Source organism: Mangrovimonas yunxiaonensis, assembly GCF_000733475.1.
In the GTDB taxonomy this organism is placed as follows: Bacteria; Bacteroidota; Bacteroidia; order Flavobacteriales; family Flavobacteriaceae; genus Mangrovimonas; species Mangrovimonas yunxiaonensis.
Window position 1 is genome coordinate 122,481 of record NZ_JPFK01000007.1, and the last position, 12,495, is coordinate 134,975.

The 12,495-nt window shown below is 39.7% G+C and carries 10 protein-coding genes; 3 read left to right on the plus strand and 7 right to left on the minus strand.

Going from position 1 to position 12,495, the window contains the following annotated elements; genetic code table 11:
- Nucleotides 1–4: 4 nt before the first annotated feature.
- A complete protein-coding gene (locus tag IA57_RS07885; RefSeq protein ID WP_036121736.1) occupies nt 5–769 on the plus strand; it encodes a hypothetical protein in 765 nt (254 codons plus the stop codon).
- Here the strand turns inward: IA57_RS07885 and IA57_RS07890 are convergent.
- Entirely contained in the window at nt 766–2,043 is a 1,278-nt protein-coding gene (locus tag IA57_RS07890) for a replication-associated recombination protein A (protein WP_036121741.1), read from the minus strand. The genes IA57_RS07885 and IA57_RS07890 overlap by 4 nt on opposite strands.
- A 101-nt stretch (nt 2,044–2,144) precedes the next feature.
- Between IA57_RS07890 and IA57_RS07895 the strand changes: the two genes are divergently transcribed.
- A complete protein-coding gene (locus IA57_RS07895; protein WP_036121744.1) occupies nt 2,145–2,882 on the plus strand; it encodes a rhomboid family intramembrane serine protease in 738 nt (245 codons plus the stop codon).
- Here IA57_RS07895 and rlmB read toward each other — a convergent pair.
- From rlmB to IA57_RS07925, 6 genes are all read right to left on the minus strand, one after another.
- Entirely contained in the window at nt 2,879–3,613 is a 735-nt protein-coding gene (gene rlmB / locus IA57_RS07900; RefSeq protein ID WP_036121747.1) for a 23S rRNA (guanosine(2251)-2'-O)-methyltransferase RlmB, read from the minus strand. The two genes, IA57_RS07895 and rlmB, sit on opposite strands and share 4 nt — an antisense overlap.
- A gap of 67 nt (nt 3,614–3,680) precedes the next feature.
- Entirely contained in the window at nt 3,681–4,565 is an 885-nt protein-coding gene (locus IA57_RS07905; RefSeq protein WP_036121749.1) for a hypothetical protein, read from the minus strand.
- 33 nt (nt 4,566–4,598) lie between these two features.
- Nucleotides 4,599–5,474, minus strand: coding sequence for a hypothetical protein (locus IA57_RS07910; protein WP_036121751.1), 876 nt, complete (start codon nt 5,472–5,474; stop codon nt 4,599–4,601).
- A gap of 27 nt (nt 5,475–5,501) precedes the next feature.
- Nucleotides 5,502–6,923 carry a SusD/RagB family nutrient-binding outer membrane lipoprotein gene (locus IA57_RS07915; protein ID WP_036123201.1) on the minus strand — a complete coding sequence of 474 codons (1,422 nt, stop codon included), beginning with the start codon at nt 6,921–6,923 and terminating at the stop codon, nt 5,502–5,504.
- Nucleotides 6,924–6,934: 11 nt separating this feature from the next.
- Complete coding sequence (locus IA57_RS07920) at nt 6,935–10,111, minus strand: SusC/RagA family TonB-linked outer membrane protein (protein WP_036121754.1); 3,177 nt, start codon at nt 10,109–10,111, stop codon at nt 6,935–6,937.
- A 120-nt stretch (nt 10,112–10,231) separates the two neighbouring features.
- Nucleotides 10,232–11,944: a BamA/TamA family outer membrane protein gene (locus IA57_RS07925; RefSeq protein ID WP_229730256.1), complete on the minus strand. Its 1,713-nt coding sequence runs from the start codon at nt 11,942–11,944 to the stop codon at nt 10,232–10,234.
- A gap of 176 nt (nt 11,945–12,120) precedes the next feature.
- Between IA57_RS07925 and rpsL the strand changes: the two genes are divergently transcribed.
- Nucleotides 12,121–12,495, plus strand: coding sequence for a 30S ribosomal protein S12 (rpsL, locus tag IA57_RS07930; RefSeq protein WP_036121756.1), 375 nt, complete (start codon nt 12,121–12,123; stop codon nt 12,493–12,495).

Sequence of the window (12,495 nt, forward strand, 5' to 3'; positions counted from 1 at the left end):
ACCTATGAGAAAGCACTTTTTATTAGCCATAGCCTTATTTGTGATAACGACTGTTACGTATTCGCAGGCCAGTATGAACGCCTACAAATATGTGGTTGTTGAGAGCAAGTTTGACTTTTTAAACGAAGCCGATGCATACCAGCTTAATTCGTTGGCCAAATTTTTATTTGAAAAGTATGGGTTTCATGCTGTAATGTCTGGCGCAATAATCCCTGAGGATTTAGCAAAAAATAATTGTTTAGGTATGACCTCTAAGGTTACAAAAGAACGCAGTCTTTTAAAGACCAAGCTAAAGGTCGAGCTTAGAGATTGCCATGGCCGGTTGTTGTTTACCAAGACAGGAACGAGTTCGGAGAAAGCCTATAAGGTTGCCTATAATTTGGCATTACGCGAGGCTTTTACGTCTTTCGAGGATGTACATTATGCTTATAAACCAACCCCCGATAGTTTAGAAGCAAAAGACGCACCACAGAAAACCGTTTCGGCACCTGCAGATGTGGCCGGTGTTACAGCAGTAGCAGCTGCAAAAGCACAACCTGCTGCAGAAGTAAACTTAGGAGAACTGTATGCTCAGGAAATTGCGGGAGGCTATCAATTGGTCGATAAAACGCCAGCTGTTGTTATGGTTTTATTGGCTACGCCAAAGTCCGATGTGTTTATGGTAGACGGCAAAAACGCCATCGTTTACAAGGCAGAGGATGGCACATGGGTTTTATCGGAGAAAATTAACGACCAAACAAAAACAACCACCCTACAGATTAAGTTTTAATAACCGTATTTCGTTTTCCAACGCTGTTTTAAAAAATCTTTTTGGGCATTTTCTCGGGCATTGTTACCAGGTGTGTAAAGGGTTGTACCCTTTATTTCCTCTGGAAGAAATTCTTGGGGCGCAAAATTATTATCGTAGTTGTGGGCGTATTTGTAGTTATCGCCATACCCTAAGTCCTTCATTAATTTGGTTGGGGCATTTCTAATGTCGAGGGGTACACTTAAATCTCCCGTTTGTTTCACTAAGGCCTGAGCGGTATTAATGGCTTGGTATGCCGCATTGCTTTTTGGTGAACAAGCCAAATAGGTGGCGCACTGGCTTAAGATAATTCTAGACTCTGGGTTTCCAATGGCTGTAACAGCCTGAAAGGTGTTATTGGCTATCACCAAAGCAGTGGGGTTGGCATTGCCGATGTCTTCGCTGGCGAGAATTAATAACCGTCTGGCAATAAATTTAACATCTTCGCCACCTTCAATCATTCTGGCCAGCCAATAGACTGCAGCATTGGGGTCGCTGCCTCGTATGGATTTTATAAAAGCCGAAATAATGTCGTAATGTTGCTCGCCAGTTTTATCGTACCTAGCAGTATTGTTTTGAACTTTGTCTAAAACCAAACGATTGGTAACAACAATCTCTTCCGATGTTTCGGAAACCACAATCAATTCAAAAATATTTAACAACTTTCTGGCATCTCCACCAGAGAGGCGTAAAAGGGCGTCGGTTTCTTTAAGGACGATGTTTTTTTTAGATAGTTGTTCATCTTTTTCCAGAGCGCGGTTTAAAAGGGCGATGAGATCGGTTTTTTCAAATGCATTTAAGATATATACCTGGCAACGGGACAATAGCGCGGGGATAACTTCAAAGCTAGGGTTTTCGGTGGTGGCGCCAATTAAGGTCACCCAACCTTTCTCTACGGCCTGTAAAAGGGAATCTTGTTGCGATTTGCTAAATCTATGAATCTCGTCAATAAACAGAATGGGGTTTTTGGTTGTAAACAGGCCCCCGCTTTGTTTGGCTTTCTCAATAACCTCTCTAATGTCTTTAACCCCAGAGTTTATAGCACTAAGCGTATAAAAAGGCCTGTTAGAGTGCTCGGCAATAATGTTGGCCAACGTGGTTTTTCCAGTACCCGGTGGGCCCCATAATATCATTGAAGGAATAATGCCTTGGTTGATATGTTTGGTTAAAATACCATTTTTCCCTACCAAATGATCCTGACTAACATAGTCTGTTAAGGATTTAGGACGTAATCGTTCTGCCAGCGGTGCGTTCATGTTGTAAAAATACAGCAAATTCGCAGGAATTGAAAACTAAAACCGACTGACAATTTATCATTATTTGTTATATTGGATTGCCTTTTGTTAAGGCTATAGGTATGAGTCGAGATGAAACATTAAAGTTTACCAACGGGGTTGTTGTATTTCCCATGCTGTTTGTGTTAATCATATGGGTGGTATTTTGGATTGAAATACGCTTTGGCGTGGATTTTACGACCTTGGGTATATACCCGCAGCGCATTTCGGGTTTAAAAGGCATTTTGTTTAGCCCATTTATACATTCCAACATCACACACTTGTACCATAATACCCTACCGCTTTTTATATTATCGGCAGCACTGTTTTATTTTTATAGAGATATTGCTTGGAAGGTCATTCTTCTTGGAATCCTGTTTTCTGGGGCAATCACTTGGAGCATTGGGAGACCTTCTTACCATATTGGGGCAAGTGGGCTTATTTATGTTTTGGCTAGTTTTACTTTTTTTAAAGGTGTTTTTGCTAAGTATTACCGGTTAATAGCCTTATCGTTATTAGTTGTGTTTCTTTATGGGAGCATGCTTTGGTATGTTTTTCCTGTGAAAGAGAACATGTCGTGGGAAGGCCATTTAGCAGGTTTGTTGGTAGGTGTAGTTTTTGCATTGGTATTTAAAAAGCACATTCCAGCTCCAAAAAAATACGCTTGGGAAGAGGCGCACTTTAATGAAGAAGATGATCCCTTTTTAAAGCATTTTGATAAAGACGGGAATTTTATTGAGGAGCTGCCAGAAGAAGATGATGGGGCAGTAGAAAGCGCCCCTCCTAAAATAAATTACATTTATAAAGAAGACAAGGATTAACGCCTTTGTCTAACCACTTCGTACAAAAAGGCCCCACACGCTACAGAGACATTTAAGGATGCGATCTCGCCAAGCAGAGGGAGTTTTGCTTTTTCATCTACAGCTTTTAAAACAGAAGGCGATATGCCTTTTCCTTCGGCTCCCATAATAAGGGCACAAGGCGTATTAAAGCTAACATCGTAAAGGGTGTTGTCTGTCTTTTCTGTAGCTGCTATAACCTTAATACCCGAAGCTTGAAGGTGGAATACGGCATCTTTAATATGATCAACTTTACAAATAGGAACTTTAAACACTGCGCCGGCACTGGTTTTAATGGTATCGGCATTTACTGGAGCGCCGCCTTTTTTTTGAATGATTATGCCATGCACTCCGGTACATTCGGCGGTTCTAATAATGGCGCCAAAGTTGCGAACGTCGCTAAGTTGGTCTAGAAGCAAAAATAGGGGGGTAGCACCAGATTCGATTACCTGCAATACCAAACTGTCTAGATCGTGAAAATCTATAGGGGAAATTTGAGCGACCACTCCTTGGTGGTTTTTTTGTGTTAAGCGGTTAAGTTTTTCTAAAGGAACAACGTTGTAGGTAATGTTCTCTTTTTTGATTAATTGGTTAAGCTCTTTAAAAAGTTCGCCCTGTAAGCCTTTTTGAACAAAAAGCTTATCGATGGTCTTCCCAGACTCTATAGCTTCGATAATCGCACGAATGCCATATATTTTTGTTTGTTTTTCCATTGGTGTAAAGGTATAAAAAAAGCGACTGAATTTTCAGTCGCTTTTTTAAGAAATAAGTTAAGACTTCTTATAACGGTGTTACCGTGTACATATGACCATCAACCACTTCTAAAGTTGCTACAGGAACAGTTCCTGAACCGTCTGCAAGCGTAAAAGATTCGTCGACAAACCCACCAGCTCCGAAAGCACCGTCAGAAGTGTTTTCGTAATGTTGGCTGTATGTAACGTTAATGGTTATAGTATCATTAGCTCCATACTGAGAAAGTACATTTTCCCACATATCAACAGCTAAGTAGTAAGTACCATCGGCTAAAACGGCAGAGTTAATGCCAATAGCCTCAGGACAAGAACCTGTTGCAGCATCGTATAATGGTACGACATTGAATGCTGAATCAAAAATTAAAAAGTCAAAATCAATATCACAAAGATCCATAATCAATTGGGTATTGTTTGGAAGCGTATAAGCAACCTCACCAGACCAATCTACCTCAAACGAGATGATGTTGTTAACATAATCGTCGGTGATTGTACCATTGAAAGCAAAATCAGCTAAGTTAAGATTACCTCTATCTGTAGCAGTAATGGTGAAGGTTTCGTCTTCTTCAACATTTCCTGTTGGGATAATCTCAACAAGAGCCGTACCAGAAGTGCTACCCGCAGGAATAATGATAGGCGATTCTATATGAATATCATCACTATTGGCTGTTCCTCCTGTTTGAGCAAGATCGATTACCACTTGAGCATTTGACGGTGCATCTAATTGTGCCGTAATGGTATACTCTAGGTTGCTTCCATTTTCAGAAACCATAATGTTGTTGTTATCTACCATTAAGGTCGCATTAACAGGGCTGTTGTTTATTAAGCTATCACCTGTTTGGTCGTCATCGCTACAAGATGCTAATAGCAATGATATAGAAGCGAAGGCTAAAATTTTATTTAAATTTCTTTTCATGTGTATCATTTTAAAAAATTAGAATGTGTTTTGTTATTGTCTTACGTAGGTAGACATGTATTCTGCCGGAGCCCAAGAAAAGAAAGCATTTGTATTTTCTAAAACTAAAATACCAGCATCTTGATCCCAAGAACCACCAACAATACAACCAATACCATAACCACCACCTTGACAGTAATCTGGACCATCGTTAGTGTTAGAAGCATCAACAACGCCTCCACAAAGTACAGCAAAACTACCAGGGTTTGTTATGTCATTAGAAGAACAGAAATTTAACAGACCACCATCAGCATGTGTTGCATACCAAGTACCATCTGAATTTGCTGAAATTTGAACAATTTCAGAAGAAGCACAAACGTTATTGGTCATTACATAGGTTCCAGTAAGGTCGTAAAAACAGTTTAATGTTAAAGCGAAACGTGAGTTTGCGTAGTAGTACTGACTACCATCATTTTTGTAAACTTTAACTTTAAATATAAAAGAATCTCCAATTCTTAAATCTTCAGATTGCATGTTAAGACCTGCTAAGAAATCATCGATAGATGATAAGGTTGCAGTAAAAGGCAAAGTAGAAGACTCGGCAACGGTAACGGCAGTATCAGCTGCACCAGAAGTATCATCACCGTTAAAGAACTTAATAAGTTCAAATTTTTGGATGTCTCCTAAAGAGCCAGATGCTTTAGTTACGTTTACAACTGCACTAGCGTCACTAATTGTTACTAATGCATCTTCTAAATCAACTCCAGCTTCTGGAGATCCATATAAACCACTACCAGCAGCAACTTCAACGTTAACCATTGCTCCTGCAGTATCTCTTCCTTCTATCACTTCTGCTTCGTCATCAGACTCGCAAGCAGTAAAGGCGCTTACAAACAAAAGTCCTAAAAGTAATTTATGTATATTTTTCATAATATTATTTTTTAAATTAAGTGATTATTAGTTTTGATCCCACCAAACTTTTGTCGTTAACTCATCACCACCTTGGTTGGCTGTAGCAGCTCCTACGTTGGCACCGTTTAATGACAATTCGTCGTTGGTATAGGTGTATCTTGTTGGAATGCTTCCTACACCCGGTTGTGGATCTACAGCAAGATCTAAATCGTTAGGGATGTCTGTTCTTCTCCACTCAGCCCAAGTCTCGTAACCTTGCATATAAGTGCTTACCCATAGTTGCTCGGCAATAGACTGGTAACCGTTATAAATTGGAGTAAAAGATCCAGCAGATAAACCATTTTGCACTAATGAAGCGTTAATACCATCCATAAAGAATGATTGTGGATCACCAGAAACACCGTGTAAAAGGGCAGCTTCTGCAAGAAGTAAGTTTACTTGTGCTGCGTTAATAAAGTATAACGGAGTGTCGTATTGCATGTAAAAATCACCAATTTCAGAAACAACACCTGCACCGTAACCAGATAATCCTGGGTTAATGTAACCTGCTGGTTTTCCAACATAGTCTCCATCGGCATTAGGGTTGGCGTAAACAGCCAATCTCGGGTCACCAGCAGCTAACATGTGATCTACAAGTGCTTCTCCCATACACCATTCGGCTTCACGGCCATTTAAAACGATATCGTAGTAAGGGTTTGCGTTTGGCGCATTCTCTGTTTCAAATGCAATAAAAGCATTGTCAGCAGTAGTTGTAATTAGGTTTCCTGAGTTAGCCATTGCTTGTATTGCAGACGCATCAAACAAATCGGTATCAGAAACACGCATCATGGCTCTAAACTTAATAGAGGTTGCGAATTTTAACCATTTAGCGGTGTCGCCTCCGTAAATTAAATCTTGACCACCATCTATGCTACCAGCACCAGAATTAAAATGAGCAATGGCTGTATCTAACATATCGAAGATTTGTACATATACATCTCTTTGCGCATCGTATTTAGGTGTAAAGTTTCCTTGGTCACCTTGGTTGGCCTCAGAGGCAGGAATATCTCCAAAAGCATCGGTTAACGTTTGTAAGGCAATAGCTTTTAATGTTAAAGCGGCACCTTGTACAGCTCTGTTACCAGCTTCACCTGCTAAACGGTTCATTTCGTCTGCATCTGCGATAACGCTGGCATACATGGTATTCCAAAAAGCGTTAAGTGCAGATAAACGTGGGAAATATCTGTCGGCATCGTTGTATATTGGCTTAGAAAGGTGTTGTGGCCATGTAGCCGCACACTCTCCAGAGGCGAAATAATCGTAAACCTGGTTAAGGAGGGTTCGTTCTATATACCCTAACTGTAAATCCTCACTAATTTCTACAGGGTCGTTAGGGTTTGTATTTACTTCATCGAAGTCGCCATCACAAGCCGTAAACATAGGGAATACGACCATTATGGCTAAAGCATATTTAAATAAATTTTTCATTTTCATCTCAATTAAAATTTAACATTAAGGTTAACACCAATTGTACGAGTAGAAGGTGTTTGAGCGTACTCTAAACCTTGCTGACCTACATCTGTACCAAAAGCAGTTTCTGGATCGATGTGTGGCGCTTCTTTATAAAGAATAGCTAAGTTACGTACATTAACACCTAAAGAAATAGATTGTACTCCTGTGTTTTGTAACATTTTGCTTGGTAAGCTGTAGCTAAGTGATAATTCTCTCCACTTCACAAAAGAAGCATCGTAAACAGAAGACTCAGCAATGTTTTGGCTATAAGCAGTAGAGTAGTAAGATTGCGCATCAACAACAACGTTGTTTTGTACATAACCACCGTTACCATCAGACATAACACCTACACCTACAACACCAGTTTCTCTACCTACTAAGGTTTCTTCAAGAACCCCGGCTAAGTTACCCCATGTATTGGTTTGTGAATATACTTCACCACCCATTTTAACATCGAATAAGGTACGGAAGTTAAAGCCTTTAAATGAGGCATTAATTCCTAAACCTCCAGTCCAATCTGGTTGTGAGTTACCTAATATTTTGTAATCACCAGCTACAGGTAAACCGTTTTCGTAAAGGATTTGTCCATTAGGACCTCTTTCAAAAGAAGGGCCGTAAAGCACACCAATAGGCTCGCCATTTCTAGCTTGTGAATCTACGTTCCATAAGCTACCGTTTGTAAGGTTAAGTACTCCACTACCTTCAATGTTGCTTACTTCGTTATCGTTTTTACCAAAGTTAATGTCAACACCTAAGTTAAGGCCGTTACCTTGGTTTTTAATAATGTCTGCTCCAACAACAAGCTCAATACCTTTGTTAGTTATGGTTGCAGCATTTTTCCATACGTTGGTATAACCAGAGGCCGCAGAAACTTCTAGAGGCATAATTACATCGTTGTTTTCTTTGTCGTAGTATGTAAAGTCTAAACGCAATCTGTTAGATAAGAAACGGGCGTCTACACCAAACTCCATAGCAGTTTCTCTTTGTGGTTTAATATCTTGATTCCACAAGGTGTTCGGGTAAATAGCCGTTGGGCTAGAACCGTTTAATGGGAAAGCAGATAATGCATACGTTGGGTTAACATCGTAAGCTCCTAATGGTCCAGTACTACCTGTTTCTGCCCAAGATCCTCTAAGTTTTAAGAACGTTAAAGCTTCAGAGTTTAGGTCAAGCATATCGTGTACTAATGCACTTAAAGATACCGAAGGGTAGAAAATGCTTGTTTTACCAGAAGGTAACACACTCGCCCAGTCGTTACGTGCCGTGAAGTTTAAGTATAAGTAATCGTTATAGCTTAATTCACCAGTACCAAATAAACTGTTGATTTTAGACTGAGAGTGCGATTGCCCTAAAAGTGGGGCGTCAGATGAGTTAGAGATGTTAAATAAGCCATCGATAACCAATTGTTGTGCTACAGCACTATAGCCTCTGTACTTATTTACCATAGCATTTCCACCACCGCTTAGCGACAGACCAAATTGGTCGTTACCACCAAATTTGTTGTTGTAAGAAAGCAACACTTGCGTGTTTACCTCGTATCTGTTTCTTTCTACATAAGAGTAGTAACCATTTCTGTTGTCAACAGTACCAAACATACGCTTGGTTTCGCTAAAGTTGTTAAAATAGTCGATACCAGTTTGGGCGTTGATAGAAAGGTTATCCGTAATTTGGTATCCAATATTAGCCGTACCCAACCAACGGTTACGCTCCCATGGGTGTAAGTTGTTATCTAATGCCCAGAAAGGGTTGTTGTTATAACGTAAGTTCCAGTTAATTGGTGTCATAATCCCGTTTCCTGTATCTACTAGAGGTAGGTTTTTCCAATCTCTTAAAGCACCCCAATCTACTTGACGGGCACCCCATACAAGTTGTCCAATTTGGTTGTCTGGATCGCCATAACCAACAGCGTTACGGTTATCAGAAGTACTCTTAATATAACGTGCAGAGAATCCAACACTCCACTTATCACTTAAGTCGTAGTTAACACTACCAGAAATGTTGTATTTTTTAAGATCTGTGTTGTAGATTACCCCTTTAGCATCGGTTAAACCAAATGATGCACGGTAAGTTGCTTTATCTGTACCTCCTGAAAGTGATACGGTATTGTCTGTAGTAATTCCAGTTTCGTAGAAATCCTTAATTACGCTATCTGGGTTAGATACCCAAGGCTTAGCTTGTGGGTTGTTAGGATTGTCTATGAAAGACGTGTATTGAATAAAGTCAAAGCCAGCGTCTAAAGCTGGTCCCCAGCTCTCATCTGTACCACCATCACCACCGTTGGCACCTAGGTCGTAACCAAAGCCATCAACGTACTCAAAGTACGAGGTGCTGTGACCTTGACCATAAGAGTTTTGGTAATCTGGGAAGATGTATGGGTTAGAGAAAGAGATTGTGCTGTTAATTTCAACACCTAAGGCTTGTTTTTTAGTACCCGCTTTAGTTGTAATTACAACAACCCCGTTAGTACCTCTCATTCCATAAAGCGCTGTAGCGGCACCACCTTTTAATACGTTAACGCTCTCAATATCTTGAGGGTTAATATCGGCCAAGCCATTTGGAATGTCTGTACCAGAGTTCGCATTGCCGTAAGTGTTGTTATCCATTACAATACCATCAACCACAATTAAAGGCTGAGAGTTACCGTAAATGGTGGAGACACCACGAATAGTAATACGCGACGATGATCCAATATCACCAGACGACTGGGTAATGTTTACCCCGGCAACTTTACCTGAAAGCGAGTTTACAACGTTTGTAGTTGGCACATCGGCAATCGCTTCACTTTTTAATTGTTGCGAGGCGTAACCAATAGCCTTTTCCTCTTTTTTAATACCTAATGCCGTAATTACTACCTCATCAATGGCTTGTACATCGGGCTCCATAGAGAAGCTGATGTTGTTTGACGCTCCTACGGTCATTTCTTTTGTGGTGTAACCAACAAAAGAGTAAGCTAACACATCACCTGTGTTGGCAGAAATGGAGTAATTACCGTCAAAATCTGTTTGTGTACCAGAAGAGGTACCTTTAACAATGACATTAACTCCAGGAAGTGGCAGTCCGTTCTCGTCGGATACCGTTCCTGAAATCGTTTTTTCTTGTGCTAACGAAAGCTGCACAACAAACGCTAGGAATAGCGTTAGAATTCCACTAAACTTTGTTTTCATTTTATATTTTATTTGAATTAGTCTAGGCCAAAAATCATAATAAAAAGTTAATTAAACAATAAATAAGGGTTAAAATTTTAAATATTTTTAAAAAACACGGGGTTTAACGCTAAGGAATACTTAAAAAAATGCCGTTAAACTAAGATGGACTTGAGAGTTGGAAAATTTAAATTTCTGGGTGTCGTTTTTGCCATTTGCATAGTTGAATTTCAGTAGTCCAGCCCGGGTTAAAACACCAAAGCCAAGCCCGAATCCGTAAAGATTTGCCTTGTGGTTTTGAAGGTGATTTTCTAAATAGGCAAAATCAATAATGGTATGTACGTAAATGCTGTGGCTAACCAGGTAACGATATTCTGTATTTAACACCGCATACGTATTGGCTATAATGCTGTTCTCTTCAAAGCCTCTTATGGAGTTTATGCCACCAAACCTATAAAGCTCGTTCTCTAGGTAGTCGGGCGAGTCGAGATGCCCGCCATGAGCGCCTACAAATACGTTATTCTTGTTGTTTAGGGCGAAAATATTAAACCCGTTAAAAAGAACTCCAATCTGATTGCTTTTCGTTTGGTCTGTGGTTCTTTTTCCGCTGGAGAGTTCTAAATCTAGCTGCGTTTTTTTTGGAAATAGCCTGCTGGTGATGTTTAGGTTCTGGTAAGTGTAATTTACCGTATAGAAAAACGCGTCGTAATCGCTTAGAGGGAAAAGGGTGTTTTGCGTGGTGAGCAAGTTGTTGGATGTCGTGGATTTGATGCCTGCCGAAACGGTGTTTTTTGGGGAGATGGGGTGGAATAATTTAGCGCTTTGTTGGCTTGTGGTAAACGACGAGTCTTTTTTAAATAAGTTTAGCTGCAGTTCTGTGCCTATGGGTGAATTAAATAGGTAGGGTACTCTTAAATTAGCATTGAAGGTGCGTTGGTCGTTTTCGTCGCTTTTGTATACAAGAGAAAACGTTTCGCCTAAATTCAAATTGTTGTTAAGGGCTAGGTTTAGATAGCCGTTAAATTCGATGGAGCCGGTTTCTTCGTTGGTGCCAAACCCTAAAAAACCATCAAAGTGATTGCTTTTTGTTTTTTCTAAATAAAGGTATAGTAGGGTGGAGTCTTTGGTGAAAAGTGCTTCGGGATCTTTTATTTTGCTGGCAAACCTAATTTGGTTTAGGTGGTTCAATTGCTTTTTAATTTGTGTTAGGCTAAAGGGCTTGCCGGTTGTAATCTTTAGGTGGTGTTTTAAGAATGTTTTTGGGAATTTTTCATAGCCCTTAACGATGATGTTGTCAATCGTTCTGGCTTCCTTCGTTTTGTTAATGGTTAGGGTGGCTTCCAAAAGCGGGGCTTTTTGGATGAAGTTGGTTAGCTTTAGAGTTGTAAATGGATGTCCGCTGTCACTTATCTCAAGACTGATTAGGTTAAGGGCGGTTTCAACCTCTTCTATTTTACAGCTAAAATAGTTTTTATTGAAGTTGTGATTAAATATGGTGTTGGGGTGTTTTTTAAAATAAGACTTTAGCGGATGAATATCGTTGTTGTAATATACCTTAATAGAGTCGAACTTTTGGCCCAATGAAAATTCCGAAATTACCAGAGAGTCGTTTGCTTTGGCGGTGCTTAAAACTTTGGTTTCAATGTAGCCTTTGCGCAGCAATGTTGTCTTTAAATGTGCAATTTCGTTATGTACGGATTGATAGTTAGGGTGAAGGGTTTTGTGTCCTGTGCGGGTTATCTGTTGGGTTTCTAAGCTATCCTGACCGTGTATTTTTAATGTTAGTGTTTGCCCGAACCCTAAATTAATGTTTATACAATATATAATAAGGAAAGCAAATAATGTTCTAAACACGTTTACGTTTGATTGGTTTTGTAAAACTAACGCAAATTGCAAATATAATATATAAAGGTATGGTCAATTTTTTAAGTTGCTTGAAAATTAATGTGATAACATTTGAAAAATTAATTTTTATTTCTACCTTTGCAGCCCTCAAAAGTGAGGGTTTAAATAATTTTATATAGAAATATATGCCAACAATTTCACAATTAGTACGAAAAGGAAGAGCCAAAATAACCAAGAAGAGTAAATCGGCTGCTTTAGATTCGTGCCCACAGAGACGTGGGGTTTGTACGCGTGTATATACAACTACGCCAAAGAAACCAAACTCGGCAATGCGTAAAGTTGCAAGGGTAAGGTTAACAAACGGTAAGGAAGTAAACGCATACATCCCAGGTGAGGGTCACAACCTACAAGAGCACTCGATAGTATTGGTTAGAGGTGGAAGGGTAAAAGATTTACCAGGTGTTAGATATCACATTGTTCGTGGTGCATTGGATACCGCAGGTGTTCAAGGTAGAACGCAACGTAGATCTAAGTATGGTGCAAAACGCCCTAAGAAGTAA